The organism is Occallatibacter gabretensis, assembly GCF_001449115.1.
GTDB classification, from domain to species: Bacteria; Acidobacteriota; Terriglobia; order Terriglobales; family Acidobacteriaceae; genus Telmatobacter; species Telmatobacter gabretensis.
The window spans coordinates 55,266-75,534 of record NZ_LAIJ01000007.1; the positions used below are offsets into that span (position 1 = coordinate 55,266).

Below are 20,269 nucleotides of genomic sequence, written 5' to 3' on the forward strand. Positions count from 1 at the left end.
TCATCGCCTCGCATCTTCCAGAGAGGCGGAACGCGAGCACCTCATTCGCTACTATGGATACGTCAGTTAAAAACCCATATCCGCGGTCACAATCAACATCAGGAGCAAATCGGAGATCGTTATGGCCACAGTGGAAGTCGATTTTCTCCACGCCCAGCTCATGAAGCGCAAGTCGCGCCTCGAAGCAGCGCTTATGCACTCCGCATCGAACTCTGGGCTCGCCGGTCTTCTGCGTGAAGTCGATTCAGCGCTCGATCGCATGACCCGGGGCGGCTACGGCATCTGCGATGAATGCCATGACACCATCGAAGCCGATCGCCTTCTCGCTGATCCGCTCATCCGTTACTGTCTCGACCACCTCACCCCAGCCGGACGCGTAGCCCTCCAGCGCGATCTCGATCTTGCCTCGCAACTCCAGCGCCGCCTTCTGCCGCCACCCAGCCTCCGCGCCGGCAATTGGGAAACCAGCTATCACTACGCGCCCGCCGGCCCCGTCAGCGGTGACTACTGCGACCTCGTCCTCTCCGATGGCCAGCTCTTCTTCATCCTCGGCGATGTCTCCGGCAAAGGCGTCTCCGCCTCCATGCTCATGGCGCAGCTCCACGCTCTCTTCCGTAGCCTCATCGGCATCGGCCTCCCACTCTGCCAGATCATCGAGCAGGTCAATCGCGTCTTCTGTGAGAGCGTCCTCGCCGGCCTCTACGCAACGCTCGTCTTCGGCCTGGCCAAGCCATCCGGCGAAGTCGAGATCCACAACGCCGGTCACTTGCCCGTCATGATCGCAGCCGGCGAATCCGTCCAGCGCCTCGACTCCACCGGCCTTCCACTCGGCATGTTCCAGGAGATCGAGTTCACCGCAACCCGCGTCCAGCTCAATGCAGGCGAAACCCTCCTGCTCTTCACCGACGGCCTCTCAGAAGCCCGCAACCACGCACTCGACGAGGACGACGAATACGGCGTCGATCGTCTCGCCCAGCTTCTGCACACGCAGTCCGCTCTCCCGCCCATCGAGCTCATCTCAGCCTGCCTCAATGATGTCCGCACCTTCACCAACGCCAGTCCCTACACAGACGATCTGACGATCCTCGCTATCCGACACCTCGGCGCGGCTTAAGCAGAAATCAGGCTGGCCGGCTGCTTGCATCCTTCAAAAGAATCCAAAAAACGAGCCCATGCGTAATCAGCAATAGCGGCACAATCAAAGTCGGAATAAAATACGCTGCTCCCAACTGCCCTGCCTGCATCCCGGCATGATTGGCCTGGTAGAAAGCATCGATCAGATCTGCAGCCCCCCAGAGATTGAAAATCCACACCAGGACAACGCCCGCCCTGCTCTGCAGAAATAGCAGTGAGAGCAACGCGAGTACCGCCGCAATCAGATCTCCATAAGCCGCAGAATGCGCGAAAGCAGCAGGCAGATTAGGAGACACGACACCCGGCACCAGAAATGCCAGGCCCATGAAGCGAAAACTGTGCAGCATCAGTAGAGGCCGCAGCGCTTCGGCTCGCTGTCTGCCCCGGACTGCCGGCCAGATATATCGAGCCGCAACCAATCCCCACGCCGCAAGACTGAATGCAATACTCACAAAAAACGCAAGCTGAGAAGCAATAAGTGTCCCTTGAACCATGACGACCTCCGTGTATGGTTATGGGATTATATATATCATCCTATAGATTCAGATTTTCTCGGCATCGCTGCGTGCAAGCGCGGTTTTAGATGATGACCGGCATCCTATAATGAAGCATGCGTTATCAGCCCGAGCATAAAATCGAAATTCGCCAGAAGATCGTAAATAACACCTCACACCGGCTCCGTGCCGAGGGTTTAGCAGGCGCCGCAGTCTCAACCGTCATGCAGGACGCCGGACTCACGCATGGAGGCTTTTACAAGCATTTTGCCAGCAAGGATGACCTGCTTTTGGAGTCCTTGAGCGAAGCCTTTCGGCAAATCACAGATGTTTTGACTCGTGCTGCAAATCAGTCCCGGCCGGGGTCGGCCTGGAAGACCATCGTGAAAACCTATTTGAGCCCGGAATACTGCGACCACGCTGAGCGTGGCTGTCCGCTAGCGGCTTTAGGATCAGAACTGGCGCGGGCCGATAAGGCGATGAAGCCACAGATTGCCCAGGAGTTGGCAAAATACAAAAATCATATGCTCCCATTTATGCCGGGCCGACGCATCTCCGATAAAGAGCGTGCTTTCTTTGCGATCTTTTCAACCATGACCGGAGCAATCACAATCGTCCGTCTGCTTCCAGATCTGGCAATGCGAAAAAAAGTGCTCGCAAATGCGCGCAAATTTCTGTTGCGCAGCTTCTGATCGTCTGCCGCCGCTTGTTTTTGCACCTGAATTCGCTGAAGGAATTTTTCCCTTGGGTTGAATTACTCTGCCATACCTCCGAATTGTTCCCTCTGGGCGCAAGCACCATCATGGCTGCGCACCCCGATGCCCTTCAGCGGAACAAGTACTTCGACCAAACACTGCCTTATTAATTTTCCCCGCGCCGCACATGGAATATGATTCTGTACAAATTCTCATCAATCCCAAGCCCACTCTGAAATTTCCACAAGGAGAGAAGGATTGCTATGACAAACGATGCAAACTCAGCGCCCAAACCACCATTCTTCCCGGATGACATCCAGTTCTGGTATGAAACCAAGCGCGCCTTCGGTTCCTCCAGCTATGGCGGCTCTGAATTCGGTGAAGTCATGGCCACCGTTAGCCACATCCTCCCCGGCAACTTCGATAGCTGGTATGACGCCTGGAACGCAACCGCCGAGCGTGTCGCTAGCGCAGCAACAGAACAGCTAGCCCGCGGCCATCGCATCAGTGCCCGCGACGGCTTCCTGCGCGCCTCCACCTATTACCGCACCTCGGAGTTCTTCCTGCACGGCAATCCCGCCGACCCCCGCATCAAAAGCGCATACGAGAAATCAATCCACGCATACAAGACCTGCGCCGCGCTCTTCGATCCGCCAATCCTGCCCGTCGAAATCCCCTATGAACACACCACCCTGCCCGGATACTTCCATCGCGTCGATAACTCAAACCACCAGCGCCCGCTTCTCATCATCCATTCCGGTTTTGACGGCGCAGCAGAGGAAGTACACATGGATGGCGCTCGCGCCGCAGTCGATCGCGGCTACAACGTGCTCGCCTTCGATGGCCCCGGACAATTCGGCCCCCTGCATCGCGAGCACCTCACCTTCCGTCCCGACTGGGAGAACGTCCTGACTCCCGTCATCAATTTCGCCCTCACCCTGCCCGAGGTCGATCCCGCAAAGATCGCGCTCATGGGCATCAGCCTCGGAGGCTATCTCGCGCCCCGCGCCGCTGCCTTTGAAAAACGCATCTCCGCCGTCATCGCCAACGACGGCGTCTATGACTACGGCGTGGCCAACATGAGCGCTTTTCCGCCGGAACAGCGGGCAGCCGCCGAGATAGCAGTTCGAGCAAAAGATGCGCCCCAGATCGATCGCGCAATCGCGCAAGCAATGAAAAACTCACCCACAGCCGCATGGGCCATGACGCACGGCATGCACGCCTTCGGCGCTCCCACTCCGCGCGCATACGTAGCGGCCTCTCTCGACTACAACCTGCGCAACGGAATCGCGGAATCCATCTCCTGCCCAACACTAGTCTGCGAAGCAGAAGACGACATGTTCTTCAAAGGCCAGCCACAGGAACTCTACAATCACCTCGTCTGCCCAAAAACGCTAATGCGATTCACCGACAGCGAAGGCGCCGGCGCTCACTGCCAGGTCGGAGCAGCACGCCTTGCCTTCGGACGCATGTACGACTGGCTCGATCAAACCTTCCGCCTCGCCGTCCCCGCCTAGCACGTAAGCAGCAGCAATCCAGAGCACATTCATCTGACGAGAAGCCACGACGCATCTATAATTTCGACCATGAGCCCGCCGCTGCGAAGCCGCAACCGGCGTCATCACACCCACTCCCCGGCATAGGTCGTGCGCACTTGGAAACGCCGTTAACTGGCAGCGAAGTTCTGAGTATTTTCCGTAGCGATGAAGTGCAGCTCTTTGTCGCAGCAGCATCGATCACCGTGGGTCTGATCGCAATCGGATTCTCACTCATCCGTCGACGATTCGATCGTCTGCTTTCCTTCTTTGCCTGGTTCGCGGCACAGTACGGCTTCCGCCTCTGGATGCAGTCAGGAATTTTCAGCCTCATGGCCGGTCCCTCCGTTGCCATCAATAGGCTCCAGATGGCTATCAACTTTTTTGTAGCGATTCCCGCATTCCTTTTTTTTGAGGCAAGCGGACTCGTTGGCCGCGGGGGCCGGCAGATTGTCTATGCAGCGTGTCTCTTAGAACTGTGCCTGATCGCGGCCATCTTTCTGGGTGTTCCTTTGCCATGGCTCAACAACGCAAATAGCGTGCTGGTTATCGTGGGCTCAGCTTTGTTAGTGTCTCTCGCCTTCCGTCAGCCCGCCCTCACGGCAGATGCAATTGTCTTTCGTGCTGGGATGACCGTGTTCATCACTCTCGTCCTGTGGACGAACATCGTGCGGCTTTTGGGATACCGGGCCGCATATGAATTCTACGGTTTTGCTGTTTTGATGGGCTGCCTGGCCTATATCGCGGCTCGGCGAGCGCTCGACCGCGATCAACAGCTCAGCTCCATTCGGCAGGAGCTTGAAATCGCGCGACGAATTCAGCTCTCCATCCTCCCTGCTGCTGCCCCGGCCGCAAAACACTTCTCCATTGCCGCACGATACAAACCCATGACCTCCGTAGCAGGCGACTTCTATGACTTCCTTGAAGATGAAAACGGGGCGGTCGGTTTACTGGTTGCGGACGTGTCCGGCCACGGCGTTCCGGCAGCCCTTATTGCCTCCATGGTCAAGGTCGCAATCAAAACGCAGCGGCATCGGCAGAACGATCCTGCGGCATTATTGGTGGGTGTGAATGAAGCTCTCTGCGGAAATGCCCAGAGTCAATTTGTAACCGCAGGCTATGTCTACCTGAATCCAAACACTGATCAATTCTGCTATGCAGCCGCCGGCCATCCGCCCATGATCCTGCAACGCGCCCGGCAGATTGTTCGTATCGAAGAAAATGGGCTTGTCTTGGCGCTGCTGCCCTCTGCGGCCTATACCTCTACAACACAGCCTCTTCAACCTGGCGACCGCATTCTGCTTTACACCGACGGAATTATAGAAGCGGCTAACGCCAACGAAGAAGAGTTCGGCCAGGAGCGCCTCGGCCATTTGCTTCTGGAAAGCGATGGCAAAACCGCTGAACAGACAGCACAGCTTATCGAGTCGGCCGTCACCGCCTGGTCCCCCACCCAAAATGACGACCTGACAATCATCGTCTGCGATTACCAGCCAATCTCCACTCGGTAATAGAGGCATTGGATGATCTCAGGCTGGGAGCGAGACCGTAGTTAAATCGCGTTTTGCAGAAGGTCAACGAAATTGACTGAAGGGACACTTGCAATGGTTGTCGTTGCTGTGATTATAATAGAACGGTCATTCGTTTTATTATAATGCGAAGAGGAAACGCCTCATGAAAGCACATGATCCCAGCCGGACGGCAGAGCACAATGCCCTCTTTCGAGCGATCGAATATGCCCGCCGGCCAGGTGAGCGAGTCGTCAATGACTGGATCGCCAAAGAATTTCTTACTCCTCCCTTTCGGTTTGTCGCTGGGCTTTCGCGAAATCGGATTTGCTCGGCATTGCTATGCAAATACATTGACCTCCGCTGGCCTGGATCGCGAACTTCACTCATTGCCCGAACTCGATTGATCGATAACTACGTCGCCTCTGCTGTCGCAAATGGAATTCAACAGATTGTGCTCCTGGGCGCGGGATTTGATTCCCGCGCCTATAGGATTGCTGGAGCTGAACATACGCGGTTCTTTGAAGTCGATCATCCCAACACATCCAGGGTCAAAAAGGCCCACATCGCACGCGTTCTGGGTGCGTTGCCTGACCACGTGAAGTACGTCGCAGTTGATTTTCAACGAGATCGACTACCAGACTCGCTTCAGGGCGCAGGCTTCAACCCGCTTGAGCGAAGTCTGTTTGTGTGGGAAGGAGTTTCGAACTATCTCACCGAGGACGCGGTCAGGTCCACGCTCTCCTACATCGGCAGCTTATCTCAAGGCACTGCTCTGGTATTCACGTATGTGGATCGTGCAGTCCTCGATGATCCTGCGCATTTCATCGGCGGCAGTGAAGTACAGAAGGCCATCGTGCGCCTCAAGGAGCCGTGGACCTTCGGAATCCCGCCAACCCGGGCAGCCGGTTTTCTAGAGGAGTGCGGACTCGAGCTAAATTACGATCTCTCCGCCGCCGAGTACCGGAAGCAGTGCTACAAAAATGCCGCGCAAATCAAAGGATATGAGTTTTATCACGTGGTTCTAGCGCATGTCCCCATGCGAACCGCGTATTGCCAGCCGAACAAAGCCCAGGAGGCTCTCATTGCCTAAAGTAAGCAAAGAATACCTCGCCTCGCGGCGCGAAGAAATTCTCGATGCTGCACTGGTGTGCTTCTCAAGAGACGGCTTTCATCGGACGACGATGCAGGACATCGTCCGTGAATCCGGATTAAGCCCCGGCGCCATCTACAACTACTTCAAGAGCAAGGAGGAAATTGTCGAAGCCATTGCCAATCAACGCCAGACGAAAGAGGGCCAACTTTTAAGAGATGCGGTTGAAGCGGGGCCTGCAGGTACGGCACTGCAACGTGTTCGCGATGCTTTTTTGGGCGAACTCAACAATCCGAAGGAACGGCTTCGACGCAGGGTCAGCGTGCAACTTTGGGCTGAAGCACAGCGCAACCCGAGTATCCGGCGGCTGGTTCGGCGGAGCTTTGAGCAGCCTCGGAAGCTCATCTCTGAAATGCTTTGGGCCGCGCAAAAAGAGGGGGCAATCGCTGGCTCCATCGATCCGGATGCGCTCGCAAGTTTTCTTATCGCGGTTTTTCACGGTCTTGTGTTGCAGCGTGAATGGAATGATCGATTCTCTGCTGAACCACACAAGGCGCTGTTTGACTTGCTCTTGCAAGCGGCCACGGGCTCTGCAAATGCTGCCGAGTTGGAAGTCGTCGAGCGGTGAAGGTACACAATTTCGTCAGAAACTAGATCGTTCACGATTCGCGAGGCCTGGAGAAGCTGCCGAATTTCTCAGTTCTCGGCCACGGCGCGCGCCGCTCGTCAGATTCCCTTCTCTCGCCCCGAAAATATTTCCCCGAACTGTGGAAAACCATTGCGTAGAATTATGGGGTTTTATGAAACACTCATAATGAACTGAAAAATAGCCACGGCCCGAACCGGATTTTATCCGGTTCGGGCCGTGGCCGTTTTGGGGAGGGGACGGGACCCCTCCCCCACCCCCTCTGCACCAGAATGAGTGCAAACCGGGCCAGTTCAAATAAGGTTAGGCGGTTGCGAACACAGGTGAAGCTGCACAGTTCCGGAATGAAGATCGCATAAAGATTTCCATAAGAACTGTGGGACCCACTGCAACCCACAGAAAACAAATAACCTCCGCAAGCGCGCTGCACAGGATAACTCAGCCCGCAGCTCAGATTTCCAGTTTTCCGCCCTGCGCGGTCTATTTGAACTGATTCATGAAGTCCACTACGTAATAGCCGACGACAAACAGCGTCGCCGCCACAGTCAGCCATAGAGCCACGCGTTCAACCGGCTCAATCTTGTGCACACGAGCCACAAGAGCCGCCTGCGCGTTTTTCATATGGTCAAAAGAGTCATCCAGAAAGATCTGGTCGTCTTCGTCGCGCTCGAGCCGGGATTTATAAGCATGCAGCCCGGCCAAAACCACAGCAAAGACGGCCCAAACAGTCCACATCGTTGGCACAAAGTGCATAATCGCCACCTCCAGTGTTTGGAAGGTCCCAGATGCCGGCGGGACGTCAAACGATCGGCGGGCTCGTGGGTAGAGGGGCCTTTCGGCTGAAAATAATACTCCTTTTCCCATATCGCGCAACAGTGACACCCCGCACACCATTTAGGCGAACAAATCTTGCCAATATGTGGAATTTACCCTTGCGACCACGGCGCCCTCTGTTGCATCGAATAAGCAGCCCGACCAAATTGGTCTTGTTTCTACAGCCAAGGCTCGGTAACATAGGAAGAGCAGAATTTCCGAAAACTGGAGACGTCATGGCCACCATCGCAGTTGCACCCGAACTTGAAGTCAAGAAAGCGCCTCTAAACCTGACCCCGCAGGCAATCACCAAAGTGCGCGAAATCATGGCCACCCAGGATCCCCTTCCTTCTGGTCTGCGTATTGGTGTCGTGGGCGGCGGCTGTTCGGGATTCCAGTATTCGATGGCTTTCGAGAATCAGAGCGGCATGATGGATAAGGTCTTCAAGTTCGACGATCTGAATGTCTACGTCGACGCCACCTCGCTTATGTACCTCAATGGCTGCATCGTCGACTACGTCGAGACGCTCGAAGCAGCAGGCTTCAAGTTCGAGAACCCCCAGGTCAAGTCCACCTGCGGATGCGGCTCCTCCTTCTCCGTCTAAGCTGCTCTCTCTTCAAGCAGAAGGCCCGCTCAATTGAGCGGGCCTTCTGCTTTGAACGCAAACTTGTTTGCGCTATTTATTGCGGCGGCTGGCTGCCGGATCCGTTAGATCCATTGTTACCGCTACCAGTCCCGCCATTGTTATTGGTGTTGGTATTGGTGTTGCTGCCGCCATTGCCGTTATTACTATTACCGATACCAATGTTTGTCTGCGTCCCGTTTCCATTCGTTCCAGTCGTGGGCAGGCCGGTGGTTCCACCTGCCATGCCAGGCATGTCTGATAGCGGACTGTAAAGGAATTCCCACTCGTTGTAGTGATTCTTGGTTTTGTATACAAAAATTGATTGCTTCGAGCTTGCCGGAGAGACCCCGATCATCGCTCCACCCACTGTCATGCCCGAGTCTCCAAAACCGCTGGAGGAACTGCTGGCATCTCCCGACCCTGAAGTACCAGTGCCCGATCCTGAATTACCTGTACCGGTATTGCCTGCATTGGAATTACCGATAGTCTGTGGTTGGTTGGAGGTGGTCTGCGGTTGCACAGTTGAGCTTGATCCAATCTGCGTCCCAATGGTCGAGCCAACGCCACCAGGCCCGGTTCCGGCTATCACATTGCCTCCGGTGCCGCCGAGTGGTTGCCCGAAGAATCCCATCGCCATGGGCGTTTTATTTTGTCCTACATAGATTGGCTTCCAGTCGTCTTTGCCGGTAATCGGATCAATATACCGTTTCCGCAAAAAACGGATCTCCTGCGTCTTCACCAGCGCATCCACATTGGGCGGATAAGCATTGAACTTTTTGTAATAAAGCTTGATCGCGCGAATGTACTGCCTGCCGCGGCGCATCGTTTCAAGATCATGGTCTCGCTGAATCTGCTTTGCGACCTTTGGAGCAGCCACCGCCATTGCAATCACAAACAGCGCCAGCAGAATGATCACACCCAGCAGGACGTAGCCCTCCTCACTGGGTCTCTTCGCTCGCCGGATTGAAAGCCGATTCGTCATCGTCCCTTAATTTGCAATCAGTGGCAGCGTCTGCGTGTTGTTGTAAGACAAATCCGTAACCTGCACGCCACCCGGTGAAATCGTGCCCACCTTATATCTGTGATCCACAACCTCGCCCATCCGCGCGATGAAGATGTCGTCACCATGCACAAAAAAAGCCCGGATCGACTTGTCTTTTCCTTGCGAATAGCCAAAGTATTTCAAGTCAATCGGCGGTGGAGGCGGCGGACCCGTAGGCACAGGCGGTGCATTTACTTTCGCCTGCTCCCGACCAGTGGTAAGTGGCTTCGGAATGTTTACCGGCTCGCTTGTCGCGGAGAAAATGTTGCGTCCCGTTCCCGCGTATTCCACATCTTCGGTGGCGGCCAGCATATCCAGATGAAGCGTTACATCCGTGCTTGCATTCGAGGCAATATGCTGTGCCTCAGGGGCTGACGTCGAATTGTGTGCATTACCCGTATTACGCAATGGAGTAGAAACGACCGGTATGGGCTTGGAGGTTGGCGAGGAGAAGAAGCCTGATACCTCCCACACTGCAAGGACCGCAATCACCACGCCTAGACCAGCAAGGATCATCACTTTGCGTCTGTCTTCCGCGCCTGCTTTCATGGCTGCTGACTCTCCTTTCCACCAGCAGCGAGTCCCGAGTCCAGGCTCTCCGTGCTTGGCAGTCCGCGCGGAACATCCGCCGGCCGCAGCCACGTCGAAACCCGAAGCCGCAGGTTCACCTGCCCGCCTTGCTGGCTAGTCAGCGCCATCGCGCGAATGAGAAAGAAATTCTTATCTCGCTCCAGCGAGTTCACAAAGTGCATGATCTGCGAATAGTCACCGCTGATGCCGGCATCCATCGTAATCTCGGTCAATCCGCTGTCCGGCTTGCCCTGCGCATATTGCAGTCGCGAGAGCCGCACTCCCGGCTTTACCTGGAGCTCAATCATCCGCGACTCAATCGCCGAGTAGCTTGCAGGAATTCGTTTTGCGTGAAAGTCCTTGACTTGGTCTCGCGTCGCTGCAATGCGCTTGTCCATGCCGCGCATCGGAGCCGTCTGTATTTCCAGAAGTTTCAACTGGGTCTGTTTGTTCGCCAACGCATCAGTTGTGCTGCTGCTTGTCGCACTCCAATCCATCGCAAATCGTGCGCCAAGCACAAGGGCCAGAATGACCAACACTCCGCATCCGGCAAAATGCCAGGTCAGTGGCGAAGCCAGCCGTTCACGCCATACGGAAGGAGTCGTCTGGCTCATTGCAGTCCTCCCGGGTGCGGGTGAGAAGCACCGGCATATGGCGGCCTGAGAGCGCCTGGTCGGGCGTGGAATTGCGCATGCTTCGGCTCGCCCTGCTCCGAACCTGCGGACGCTGCCGCCTTCTTTGCTGCTGCTTTACGCTCTTCCGGAGTAGCTGGATTGTAGTCCGCCAGAAGATCGAAGTTCACGCGATTCTCAGCGCTTACTGGAACCATGCGTTCAGCCGGTCCGCTACCAGTCTCTGCGGTCTCATTCACAATGCGCGGCTGTACAAAGCGCCTCGAGTGTTCCAGATTCTGCACCAGAGTCACCGCGTGGTCTCGCGGTCCCTGAACGCGCAGATGCAGCGTGATCGTACCATTCTTGTCCCGCACCGGCTCCAGGCTCACCACTTGCACGCCCGCAGGCAGAACCGTCTCCAGATCTTCCATTGCCAGCGTCCAGGAAAACGACTTTTCATCAAATAGCCTGTTAAGCGCATTTGCTTGCGCCAGTACTCCAGCATTGTTAGGTTGTTGCAGCTGATTTTGGTAACTCTGACGCTCTTGGGCAAGCTGCGTTGCTGCTCCGTCCAGAACGCGTTCTCGTTGTCGCGCGGCCTCAGCCTTGCTGCCCAGCAGGTGGATCCCCAGCCAGAATGCACCGGAGAGCACAACAAGAATCACCATGCCGATTCTCAGCCGTTTAAGCGCAGGTCCCAGATCGGCAAAGGGCCGCGTAGCAAGATTGACGGAAATCCGCATCAGGCAGCCCCCGCCAATGCGCCGGTAACACCGGCAAAACCAACCGGGCCCCTCGCTGTCATCGCGCCTACTATCGAAGCCGGCGCCAGCTCCACCATCGGCAGATGCGTCTCCGTTAACGTGCGCGCAAGGTCCTCGGCATCAACGCTACCTGCGAAATGGAGTTGCGCTGGACGCACGCCCAGCCGATCCTCGTAATACGCCGCAGCGACTGCTATGCCGCGCTGTATCTCAACAAGACGAGAATTCGGCTCCGTGGGCAGGTCGAGCGTGCGATACAGCAGCAGATCGTTGCCTGCGGCAATCGCGGTTGTGAGCGATACACCCGTCAGATTGACAGCCAGTATCGGCTCGACTACATTTGCTGCTGCCAGGACGGCCAAAGCGGAGGGCAGAACGACGCCTGGCTCGTAACCCGCTGCTCGCACCGCGCTTTCATACTCGTGCAGGTTCGTCAATGGCATAACGGTGGCAAGCACTTTCACCGAGTGCTTCTCCTGCGAAAGAACTTGATAACTCACTGCCGATTGATCTACATCAAACGGCGCCACTTTTCGCAGCCGGAAACGCAACACCGGCAGCGCTTCCGTGAGCCTCGCAGGCAGCGAATCGAAATCCAACACGAATACACGTGCCGCCGTATCCGGAATGACTAGAGTTACGCTGCGAGAACGCGGGGAAACCTGATCGAGTGCAGAACGAAGTGCCGCCGCAACAGCTTCAGGAGCGAGCAGATTGGTCTCGGCAATGCCCGGTATGAGCGTTCCAGGAGGCAGTGCGACAAAAGAGACCGCTGGAGCTTCGCCAGGCGAGGAGAGCGCTGCGGCCAGCACGCCCTCCGGCGCTATCTCCACCGCAGCCGGAGGACGCCGACCAAAGGGCGTGGCTCGCTGAGTAAATATATCCAGAATGCCCACTATCTCGATGCCTCGATAAACGTTACCTTGTTTATCTCTTTCAGTGTCGTCAACCCGCGCCGTACGCGATCAATCGCAGATTCACGCAGAAACGTCATTCCTTCTTTTTGCGCCAGCTTCCGGACCTCGCTGCTCGGCTTCTTTTCCAAAATCATTTCGCGGATTGGATCGGTCAAATCCAGCAATTCGTGGATAGCTGTCCTTCCCCGGTATCCAGTGCCGCCGCATTCGATGCATCCTGTGCCTTCACGAAAATCGAATTCGCGCCATTCCCCAAGATCAAGCCCGGAAGACAAAAGCAGCCCATCGTCATAGCGCACGGTGCGGGCGCAGTGCTCACAGATCATACGTACCAGCCGCTGAGCAAGAATGCAGTTCAGCGCCGAAACAAAGTTGTATGCTTCGACACCCATATTCAGAAAACGTCCCAGCACATCCACGACGTTGTTTGCGTGCACGGTCGTGAAAACCAAGTGCCCAGTAAGCGCTGAGTTGATGGCAATCTGCGCAGTTTCCTGGTCGCGGATCTCACCTACGAGAATCTTGTCCGGGTCGTGCCGCAGGATCGATCGCAGTCCACGCGCAAAGGTCAGTCCCTTCTTTTCATTGACTGGAATCTGAGTAATGCCGCGAATCTGGTACTCTACCGGGTCCTCGATGGTAATGATCTTGTCTTCGTCGCTCTTGATCTCATTCAACGCAGCATAGAGCGTGGTCGTTTTGCCCGAACCCGTTGGCCCCGTTACCAGAACCATTCCGTACGGCTCGCGGATATAGCGCCGGAATCGCTTCAAATCAGACTCGGCAAAGCCCACTACATCCAGCGTCAGGTTGCGGAACTTCTCGCTCATCGACTCCTTATCGAGCACGCGCAGCACTGCGTTTTCGCCATGCACGGTAGGCATGATGGAGACGCGGAAGTCGATCAATCGTCCCTTGTAGCGCACACGAAAGCGCCCATCCTGCGGCACTCTGCGCTCGGCGATGTCGAGCTCGCTCATGATCTTGATGCGGCTCAGAATCGTGGAGTGGTGCTCGCGAGCAATCGGCGCCATCGCCAACTGCAGCACGCCGTCGATGCGGTACTTCACAATGACTGAATCGTCCTGCGTTTCAATATGAATATCCGAGGCCCGCCGCTCCAGCGCCGTAAAGACGGTGGTGTCCACCAGCCTGATGATCGGGCTGATGTCTTCATCGCGTGTGAGCTTCTCAATCGAAATATTTTCGTCGCTTGTATCCTCGCCGCTGATTACATCGAAGGTCAGGCCTTCGCTGGCCTCATCCAACACCCGCTGCGATTGCTCGGTCTTTTTGAGCAGGTCCGTAATCTGCGAGAGCGTGGCGACGCGGGCAATAATCCGATGCCCCAGCAATCCTGCGACCTCGTCCAGCACCATGAGCTGGGAGGGATCTGAGACAGCAATGACCAGCGTGTCAGCCTGTTGCTCAATGGGCACAAAGTTGTACCGGAACATGAGTTCTACGGGAACAGTCCGCAGAAGGTCGTGCTGAATCTTGAAGTTCTTCAGATCGACAAACTCGGCATGATAACGCGCGGCGGCTTGTTCAGCTGCGGAGCGCTCGTCTTGAGGAGCCGCCAAAGGTATGGAAAGCAGGGTGGAATCGGCCATAGCGTTATTGCCCCGTCTGTCCGGCGCCCATCGAGAAGATGGGCAGATACAGCGAAATGAGAATCAGTGCCACAACTACCGCCATGAACATCAGGATCACTGGCTCAATCAGAGACAGTGCGGCGGTAAGGGCGGTGGAAACATCTTCCTCGAAGAACTCTGCTACAGAATTCAACATTGCCGGGAGCGCACCTGTCTGCTCTCCCACTGCGATCATTTCCGTGGCGAGACCGGGGAAGACCTTCGTTGCGGTCAACGAATCGGACAGTCCCTGGCCTTCCCGTACTGTTTCGATCGACCTAACAACTCCCTTGGCAATCTTGCGCGAAGTAATGGAGCGGGCCGCGGTCTCAAGCGCCGGCACCAACGGAAGGCCTCCTGCAAGCAAAGTGGAAAGGGTGCGCGAGAAGAGCGCAATCTGGTATTTGAGCCAGATATTGCCGATGAGGGGAAGCCGTATCCGCAGGCCATCCACAGCTTCGCGTCCGCGTTCGCTTACAGAAAATCTCCAAAAACTTATGCCGATGGCCAGCACTACCAGCGCCACCCATAGGAAGTTATGCCGCAGCCATGTGCCAAAGTTCAGGAGCCAGGTGGTGAGCGGCGGAAGCTTATTGCCAAGCTGGTTATAAAGGTCGGCGAACTCCGGAATCACTACCGTAAAGAGAAAGACCATGACGGCGGTGACAAGAACCATGAGCACGCACGGATAGATCAGCGAGGCGACAAGTTTTTTGCGAAAAGAAAGCGAGACGCGCTGGAAGGCGACATAGCGCTCCAGCACCTCCTGCAGATTGCCCGAGCGCTCGCCGGCCAGCAGGGTGGTGGTGTACATCGGCGGATAACCGGCCTGCGCTTCAAACGCCGCCGATAGGGAATCGCCGTTCTTTACACGGGCGGCGATGTCGTCCAGTTGCGCAGCAAAGTTCGAATTCTTCTGCGCCTTAGCCAGCATTTGAAGCGACCCGAGGATGGGCAGACCTGCCCGGATCAGTGTTAGAAATTGCTGGTTGAAGATTAGAAATGGTTCGAGCTTTGTCTTTCGGCGCGAGGATCCGCCCCGCTCCTTGACGCTGAAGACGTGATAACCGGCGTGGGTAAAGCGCACACGCAGTTCTTCGGCGGTGGCAGCCGTCTGTACTTGTTGCTGCACGCGCCCGCGCTCATCGGCCAGCTTGATGACGAACTCTGCCATAACGTTCTCGCCGGCACCTCCGGCTTGCTCGCAACCTTCTCCACTTTCAAGGGTAACAGCGCTTGTTGATAGATTGACGCAAGGCTGCGCAGGAGCGTTCGCGGCCGCAATTCTGTCCTATCAGGCAGCTCAATATCCGTTGGCGACGAGCCAGCTTTCGGACAGATCAAACTCCGGTTTCTGCTGCTCGGACTGGCGCTGCCAGGCCATCTTGACCAGTACATCCGCCTCGATGTTGAGGGGCGCGCCAGGTGCGAGAGAGTGCAGATTTGTACGCCAGTAGGTCAGTGGCAGGATTGCGATGCGGATTCTCTCGACTTCTACTTCCGCAATTGTCAAACTGATTCCCTCGATGGCAACAGAACCCTTGGGAATCATCCACTTACGCATAGGTTCCGGAACTTGCGCTTCAAAGATCCAGTCTGTGGTTTCCTTGTGGAAATCAGGGTTGGATGGATCGTTGACCGGTTTCAAAAGCGTGAGAACACCGGTTCCGTCCACGTGCCCCTGGACTATGTGACCGCCCAGCGGGGAGCCTGCTGCTACCGGCAACTCAAGGTTGACTTTGGCGCCGGGAGCGAGCCTGCTGAGAGACGTTTTATCCAGAGTCTCCTGAGCAAGGTCTGCGTAGAAATAAGCAGGATTTACATCTAAGGCCGTGAGGCAGACGCCGGAGACAGAGAGCGAATCACCTTCATGGAGACGCGAGGCGATTCCTGGAGCTTCTACCGTGATGCGCTGAATGCCGCCGCGGTCCTGAATGCTGATGAGTGTGCCGGTTTGCTCGATGATTCCGGTGAACATGGTTTTAGTTTACTGCGTGATGATCTGTTCCTGGCTCTGGGGCCAGGGATCACGAAGCAAGGAGCAGAGGCCGAGGTCATTTCCGTAGCGCTCGACTTCGACAGCTGCCATCTTGATCGGATTCGTCATGCCTTTGAAGGCGGGTACGGCGTCTGATCCCATGATCTGCGGGCTTACGAAAAGGTGGACGCGGTCGACAAGACCACCAGCCAGAAGAGCGGTGTTCAGACGCGTGCCGGTCTCCGTCAGGAGCGTCAGGATGCCTTCCGAGCCGAGGCGATCGAGTACGGTTGGCAAGGAAACGCGGCCCGCCTCAGCGGATAGAACTTCTACGCGTATGCCAAGATTGCGGAGCTCAGAGATGCGCTTTTCATCTGTGGAAATCGTGTAGATCAGGACGTCTTTTTGTGCGGTCTTAATTATCTTTGAATCCAATGGCATACGCAGGGTTGAATCAAGTATTACTCGAAGCAGCGGGCGACGGCGGCGCAGGCCGCTGCGGTCGGTAAGAAGCGGGTCGTCGGAGAGTACGGTGTCGACGCCGGTGAGGGCGGCGTCGGCCTGCCAGCGCAGGGGCTGGACGGCTTTTCTGGATTCCTCGGTCGTAATCCAATATGGCTCCCGGGCGGTGTGCCTGCCGGGTGGCGGGGCGATGCGGCCGTCGAGGGTCATGGCGACTTTCATGAGCACGTGCGGGCGCTTGAATCGGATCCAGTGGGCGAAGCCCTCATTGAGGCGACGGGCCTCTTTTTCGCAGACGCCGAGGACGGTTTCAATACCGGCAGTGCGAAGGCGTTCCATGCCGTGGCCGGCGACGTTAGGGTTCGGATCGCCGGTGGCGGCGACTACATGCTTGATGCCGGCGGAGATGAGGGCTTCCGTGCAGGGGCCGGTTCGGCCGATGTGATTGCAGGGCTCGAGGGTTACGTAAGCTGTACCGCCGTGGAGGCGCTCACGGGCGTGTTCTTTGGCTTCTTCCAGGGCGACAACTTCGGCGTGGTCGAGCAGATCGTATTCGTGCCAGCCCTCGCCGACGACCTGACCGGCGCGATCAAGGATGACGCAGCCGACGGCGGGGTTGGGAGAAGAAACCGCGATGCCTCGAGTGGCGAGTTCGAGAGCGCGCCGCATCCAGTAGATGTCCTGTTCGCTGGCCATGGGTAATTCCAGGAGTGAGTGTAAACCTCGGGAGTTATCCTGTGCAGGGGTGAATTATAAGTAATTTATTTTGTTTATGTTAAGAGTGATTCCACACTCCTTGTCGGAATCTTTATGCGATCTTCATTCCTGGACTGTGCAACTTACACTGAGATGAAAAGGCAGTTTGCATAATTTTTGGTGCAGAGGGGATGGGGGAGGGGCCCCTCCCCCTCCCTAACGACGACGGCCCGAATCCGTATGGATTCGGGCCGTCGCTTTTCTCTGCTGATTATGAGTGTGTCACAAATGGGCCTAATTCTACGCAAACTATCTGAGGGGGCCAGACGGTACGAAAGGACAATGGACGAAAGTAACCTGCTGGTGACGGGTAACAGAAGAGATGCCCCAGCAAAAACTGACGGACGCCGGGACCATTCAGCCGGTTATTTTGCCGGCTGAATGGCGCTCACTTGATTCCATTGCCCGAGATCTATGGTCCTTTGGATTGCGAAATGCGCACCGAAGCGGTTCAGGTGATGGCTGTCGTCCATAAGGGGGATTCCCTGCTGCTCGTTGGCGAACTCGACGCACTTTCCGGCAGGATCACACAGGGCATCATAGATCGAGATGAATGGGAGATGCCACTTGTCCTGAACCAGAGCGCGCAGGCGCTGCTCGACTTGCGCATCCTTTCCGAGGCGGTGTTGGCCGGGCAGTTCAGGCTTGTTCCATTCCACCGAATACGCCACCAGACGGGCGAGTGGCGCGTCGTACTCCGGTACGCAGCCGATGACGATGACAGGGATCTGGTGCTGTTTGGCCCAGGCGAGCGTGTCATCGAGCGCGGGAAGCAGACTCATGAGCCAGTCCGCCTCAAGGATCAGTCCGTCAATGCGGTGCGAGGGCAGATAGCTCTGGAAAATGTGCTCCATGACGGTCTTGCACAGACCTGGCTTGTCATGATGAAGGACGGGGGGACAGGCGGCGACATTGACCTGCATGACGTTTACGCCGGAGAAGGACGACTTGAGGGCAGGCCAGATGGCGGCGGCGTGGCTATCGCCGAGAAGCAGGTAATTCTTCTGCGAGGGGTTCTGCGCGAGGCAACGCTCGTAATCGAAGGAAGTAACGCCGAAGGATGGTTCAAGAAAGCAGGAGCCGAGGCGCTGCGCCTGCTCGTCGCGCTGAAGTTCGGATTTATCGAGGAAGGAAGCAGGACGGAGCGTGGCCTGCGAAAAGCGGACCTGCCAGCCATTGGACCCGATCATCGCTACTGAAAAGGCGACGAAGCAGAGCATGGTAGCTGCCGCAAGCGCAAAAAGCTTTGACCCAGCGAAGCGAAGGCGACCTTTGCGAAAGGGCTGCTCGACGAATCTCCAGGAGAGGATGGCGAGTATGAGGGAGACTCCGATTTCCAGAATATGATCGAAGCGGTCCGGAGCGAACTTGCCCGAATAAGCGTGCTCAAACTGCGCACTGAAATCGAAGATGCCCATGCGATACACCATGATGACGGGCCAGTGCCAGAGATAGAGCGAGTAAGAGATGAGTCCAAGGAAGACGAAGGGACGCCAGGCGAGCACGGAATAGACAATTGAACGGCCTTCTACGCCGGCGCCGATGATCAACGCACAGCCGATGCAGGGCAGAAGAGCGCTGAGACCGGGAAAAAGCATGAGTGGCGAATAGAAGCGACAGGCGAAGAAGATCATTCCGATGCCCAGGAAAGCTACGAGGTTCCTGGACCAGACGGACTGGAGTTTCGGGAAGACTCCGAGGGAGAGCAGGGTGCCGGTGAGCAGCTCCCAGGCACGGGTATAGGGCATGTAGAACGCGGTGTCGCGGCTAAGCGAGACGGTAATAACGCTGCTGGCAAGAGAGACGAGAAACAGAATGATGACGGCGAGGCGGAGTCGCCGCGGGAAGAGACGCCGGACTATGACGAGAAAGATTGGAAAGAGGATGTAGAACTGCTCTTCAACCGCGAGCGACCACGTGTGCAGGAGAAGGCTGGCGTTACGGTGATCGAAGTATCCGGCTTGTCCCCAGAAATAGAAGTTGGATACAGATAAGGTGGCAGCGAGCAGCGATTTGCTGAAATCAACGATCTCACTGGGTAATAAGAAGACGGCTGCGAAGACGGTGAGCCCGAAGAAGAGTGCCAGGAGGGCCGGGAAGATCCGGCGAATGCGGCGCTCGTAAAACGAGACGACGGAGAAGCGTGACTGAGCAATCTCCGCAAAAACGATAGAACTGATGAGATAGCCGGAGATGACAAAGAAGACGTCGACTCCGATGAAGCCGCCGGATATATGCAGGATCCCAACATGGAAGGCAATCACGCTGAGAACCGCAACCGCGCGCAGGCCGTCAATATCGGGACGATAGTCTAACGTTCGCTTGGAAAGCGGAGCCTCTACCATATTCACCATTAGTTATGAATTTTTTATAAGACCAGGACTGCCTAATTGAATTTTACAGAAGTGCGGGAGGGACGGGGGACTGATCCACGTTTGGATCGTGAAATGAATGAGTTACCGTTCTAAGGTATCACCCTAAAGATCGCCGTTATTCAGACGGAGCGACTCCGTTATGAGTGAATTCTGGATGGAAGAGTTCCCCATAAAAGCATGGCTCTGTGGTTGAGGTCGCTTACCCAAGCCTGATGCTGGACCCTGTTTGGGCCGTGCGAATACTCGTAGTACTCGGGCGGCGCGACGGCTCCGGTGGTCTTGTTGTGGCCGTGCACCTGGTCGTGGCAGCTATCGCAGAGGGCCACGCAGTTGATGACGGTTCTGAGCCATGCGTGGTTTGCATCTTCGGGATCGCCGGACTGATTGGGGATGACGTGGTGCGCTTCTTCCCACTGATCATTCAGGGACATTCCACAAACGGCGCAGAGCCCAAACTGACGGAGCCGCGCTTGCTCCCGCACCAAATCGCTGAAGTCAAACGGCCTGTTGCTGCTCATGAAGTCTCCGATTCCGGGGGAACTTGATCGCGACGCGAGCGGGGGCGGCGATCTATATGAAGTGATCCGTGGATCGGGGGCGTTTCAGTAATCTC

Annotated in this window: 20 protein-coding genes; 7 read left to right on the plus strand and 13 right to left on the minus strand. The window is 56.3% G+C overall.

Annotated features, from left to right (window positions below):
- The first annotated feature begins 121 nt into the window (after nucleotides 1-121).
- A complete protein-coding gene (locus VO84_RS05170; RefSeq protein WP_058186228.1) occupies nucleotides 122-1,114 on the plus strand; it encodes a SpoIIE family protein phosphatase in 993 nt (330 codons plus the stop codon).
- A gap of 7 nt (nucleotides 1,115-1,121) precedes the next feature.
- Here the strand turns inward: VO84_RS05170 and VO84_RS05175 are convergent, their stop codons facing one another.
- On the minus strand, nucleotides 1,122-1,628 hold the full coding sequence (locus VO84_RS05175) for a hypothetical protein (RefSeq protein WP_058186229.1): 507 nt from the start codon (nucleotides 1,626-1,628) through the stop codon (nucleotides 1,122-1,124).
- A 116-nt stretch (nucleotides 1,629-1,744) separates the two neighbouring features.
- Here VO84_RS05175 and VO84_RS05180 point away from each other — a divergent pair, with 116 nt between their 5' ends.
- The 5 genes from VO84_RS05180 (at nucleotide 1,745) to VO84_RS05200 (ending at nucleotide 7,087) form a co-directional block, all read left to right on the plus strand.
- Complete coding sequence (locus tag VO84_RS05180; protein WP_058186230.1) at nucleotides 1,745-2,320, plus strand: TetR/AcrR family transcriptional regulator; 576 nt, start codon at nucleotides 1,745-1,747, stop codon at nucleotides 2,318-2,320.
- Between the two features lie 266 nt (nucleotides 2,321-2,586).
- Nucleotides 2,587-3,840: an alpha/beta hydrolase family protein gene (locus tag VO84_RS05185; RefSeq protein ID WP_058186231.1), complete on the plus strand. Its 1,254-nt coding sequence runs from the start codon at nucleotides 2,587-2,589 to the stop codon at nucleotides 3,838-3,840.
- Between the two features lie 191 nt (nucleotides 3,841-4,031).
- Complete coding sequence (locus tag VO84_RS05190; RefSeq protein ID WP_157439735.1) at nucleotides 4,032-5,369, plus strand: PP2C family protein-serine/threonine phosphatase; 1,338 nt, start codon at nucleotides 4,032-4,034, stop codon at nucleotides 5,367-5,369.
- A gap of 163 nt (nucleotides 5,370-5,532) precedes the next feature.
- Complete coding sequence (locus VO84_RS05195) at nucleotides 5,533-6,459, plus strand: class I SAM-dependent methyltransferase (protein WP_058186233.1); 927 nt, start codon at nucleotides 5,533-5,535, stop codon at nucleotides 6,457-6,459.
- Nucleotides 6,452-7,087, plus strand: a complete 636-nt coding sequence (locus VO84_RS05200; protein ID WP_058186234.1) for a TetR/AcrR family transcriptional regulator — start codon at nucleotides 6,452-6,454, stop codon at nucleotides 7,085-7,087. The genes VO84_RS05195 and VO84_RS05200 overlap by 8 nt, the downstream gene beginning before the upstream one ends.
- Nucleotides 7,088-7,585: 498 nt before the next feature.
- On the opposite strand, the gene VO84_RS05205 is transcribed toward VO84_RS05200, so the two are convergent.
- Nucleotides 7,586-7,858 carry a hypothetical protein gene (locus VO84_RS05205; RefSeq protein ID WP_058186235.1) on the minus strand — a complete coding sequence of 91 codons (273 nt, stop codon included), beginning with the start codon at nucleotides 7,856-7,858 and terminating at the stop codon, nucleotides 7,586-7,588.
- A 296-nt stretch (nucleotides 7,859-8,154) separates the two neighbouring features.
- On the opposite strand from VO84_RS05205, the gene VO84_RS05210 reads away from it, so the two are divergent.
- A complete protein-coding gene (locus tag VO84_RS05210) occupies nucleotides 8,155-8,523 on the plus strand; it encodes a HesB/IscA family protein (RefSeq protein ID WP_058186236.1) in 369 nt (122 codons plus the stop codon).
- Between the two features lie 76 nt (nucleotides 8,524-8,599).
- Here VO84_RS05210 and VO84_RS05215 read toward each other — a convergent pair whose 3' ends face one another.
- The 11 genes from VO84_RS05215 to VO84_RS22410 all read right to left on the minus strand — a co-directional run bounded on the left by VO84_RS05215 (nucleotide 8,600) and on the right by VO84_RS22410 (nucleotide 20,174).
- A complete protein-coding gene (locus VO84_RS05215) occupies nucleotides 8,600-9,526 on the minus strand; it encodes a type II secretion system protein (RefSeq protein WP_058186237.1) in 927 nt (308 codons plus the stop codon).
- Nucleotides 9,527-9,532: 6 nt separating this feature from the next.
- On the minus strand, nucleotides 9,533-10,135 hold the full coding sequence (locus VO84_RS05220) for a hypothetical protein (protein WP_058186238.1): 603 nt from the start codon (nucleotides 10,133-10,135) through the stop codon (nucleotides 9,533-9,535).
- The gene (locus VO84_RS05225) at nucleotides 10,132-10,770 is read right to left on the minus strand and encodes a hypothetical protein (RefSeq protein ID WP_058186239.1); all 639 of its coding nucleotides are present in this window, start codon (nucleotides 10,768-10,770) and stop codon (nucleotides 10,132-10,134) included. Before VO84_RS05225 ends, VO84_RS05220 begins: the two co-directional genes overlap by 4 nt.
- Nucleotides 10,767-11,513 (minus strand): hypothetical protein, encoded by a 747-nt coding sequence (locus VO84_RS05230; protein ID WP_058186240.1) that lies wholly within the window; start codon nucleotides 11,511-11,513, stop codon nucleotides 10,767-10,769. Before VO84_RS05230 ends, VO84_RS05225 begins: the two co-directional genes overlap by 4 nt.
- Nucleotides 11,513-12,430 (minus strand): type IV pilus biogenesis protein PilM, encoded by a 918-nt coding sequence (locus VO84_RS05235; protein ID WP_058186241.1) that lies wholly within the window; start codon nucleotides 12,428-12,430, stop codon nucleotides 11,513-11,515. The genes VO84_RS05230 and VO84_RS05235 overlap by 1 nt, the downstream gene beginning before the upstream one ends.
- Nucleotides 12,430-14,064, minus strand: a complete 1,635-nt coding sequence (locus VO84_RS05240) for a GspE/PulE family protein (RefSeq protein WP_058186242.1) — start codon at nucleotides 14,062-14,064, stop codon at nucleotides 12,430-12,432. Before VO84_RS05240 ends, VO84_RS05235 begins: the two co-directional genes overlap by 1 nt.
- Before the next feature lie 4 nt (nucleotides 14,065-14,068).
- Nucleotides 14,069-15,259: a type II secretion system F family protein gene (locus VO84_RS05245; RefSeq protein ID WP_058186243.1), complete on the minus strand. Its 1,191-nt coding sequence runs from the start codon at nucleotides 15,257-15,259 to the stop codon at nucleotides 14,069-14,071.
- 129 nt (nucleotides 15,260-15,388) lie between these two features.
- Complete coding sequence (locus tag VO84_RS05250) at nucleotides 15,389-16,063, minus strand: riboflavin synthase (protein WP_058186244.1); 675 nt, start codon at nucleotides 16,061-16,063, stop codon at nucleotides 15,389-15,391.
- A 9-nt stretch (nucleotides 16,064-16,072) separates the two neighbouring features.
- Nucleotides 16,073-17,221 (minus strand): bifunctional diaminohydroxyphosphoribosylaminopyrimidine deaminase/5-amino-6-(5-phosphoribosylamino)uracil reductase RibD, encoded by a 1,149-nt coding sequence (ribD, locus tag VO84_RS05255; protein WP_058186245.1) that lies wholly within the window; start codon nucleotides 17,219-17,221, stop codon nucleotides 16,073-16,075.
- Between the two features lie 425 nt (nucleotides 17,222-17,646).
- Entirely contained in the window at nucleotides 17,647-19,635 is a 1,989-nt protein-coding gene (locus VO84_RS05260) for an acyltransferase family protein (protein ID WP_058186246.1), read from the minus strand.
- Between the two features lie 158 nt (nucleotides 19,636-19,793).
- Nucleotides 19,794-20,174, minus strand: a complete 381-nt coding sequence (locus VO84_RS22410; protein WP_157439736.1) for an HNH endonuclease — start codon at nucleotides 20,172-20,174, stop codon at nucleotides 19,794-19,796.
- Nucleotides 20,175-20,269 lie beyond the last annotated feature (95 nt).

Excerpts from the sequence above, each read along its gene's own strand:
- VO84_RS05170 (WP_058186228.1), top strand. The coding sequence starts at position 122 with ATGGCCACAGTGGAAGTCGATTTTCTCCACGCCCAGCTCATGAAGCGC.
- VO84_RS05175 (WP_058186229.1), bottom strand. The coding sequence starts at position 1,628 with ATGGTTCAAGGGACACTTATTGCTTCTCAGCTTGCGTTTTTTGTGAGT.
- VO84_RS05180 (WP_058186230.1), top strand. The coding sequence starts at position 1,745 with ATGCGTTATCAGCCCGAGCATAAAATCGAAATTCGCCAGAAGATCGTA.
- VO84_RS05185 (WP_058186231.1), top strand. The coding sequence starts at position 2,587 with ATGACAAACGATGCAAACTCAGCGCCCAAACCACCATTCTTCCCGGAT.
- VO84_RS05195 (WP_058186233.1), top strand. The coding sequence starts at position 5,533 with ATGAAAGCACATGATCCCAGCCGGACGGCAGAGCACAATGCCCTCTTT.
- VO84_RS05205 (WP_058186235.1), bottom strand. The coding sequence starts at position 7,858 with ATGCACTTTGTGCCAACGATGTGGACTGTTTGGGCCGTCTTTGCTGTG.
- VO84_RS05210 (WP_058186236.1), top strand. The coding sequence starts at position 8,155 with ATGGCCACCATCGCAGTTGCACCCGAACTTGAAGTCAAGAAAGCGCCT.
- VO84_RS05215 (WP_058186237.1), bottom strand. The coding sequence starts at position 9,526 with ATGACGAATCGGCTTTCAATCCGGCGAGCGAAGAGACCCAGTGAGGAG.
- VO84_RS05220 (WP_058186238.1), bottom strand. The coding sequence starts at position 10,135 with ATGAAAGCAGGCGCGGAAGACAGACGCAAAGTGATGATCCTTGCTGGT.
- VO84_RS05225 (WP_058186239.1), bottom strand. The coding sequence starts at position 10,770 with ATGAGCCAGACGACTCCTTCCGTATGGCGTGAACGGCTGGCTTCGCCA.
- VO84_RS05230 (WP_058186240.1), bottom strand. The coding sequence starts at position 11,513 with ATGCGGATTTCCGTCAATCTTGCTACGCGGCCCTTTGCCGATCTGGGA.
- VO84_RS05240 (WP_058186242.1), bottom strand. The coding sequence starts at position 14,064 with ATGGCCGATTCCACCCTGCTTTCCATACCTTTGGCGGCTCCTCAAGAC.
- VO84_RS05245 (WP_058186243.1), bottom strand. The coding sequence starts at position 15,259 with ATGGCAGAGTTCGTCATCAAGCTGGCCGATGAGCGCGGGCGCGTGCAG.
- VO84_RS05250 (WP_058186244.1), bottom strand. The coding sequence starts at position 16,063 with ATGTTCACCGGAATCATCGAGCAAACCGGCACACTCATCAGCATTCAG.
- ribD (WP_058186245.1), bottom strand. The coding sequence starts at position 17,221 with ATGGCCAGCGAACAGGACATCTACTGGATGCGGCGCGCTCTCGAACTC.
- VO84_RS05260 (WP_058186246.1), bottom strand. The coding sequence starts at position 19,635 with ATGGTGAATATGGTAGAGGCTCCGCTTTCCAAGCGAACGTTAGACTAT.
- VO84_RS22410 (WP_157439736.1), bottom strand. The coding sequence starts at position 20,174 with ATGAGCAGCAACAGGCCGTTTGACTTCAGCGATTTGGTGCGGGAGCAA.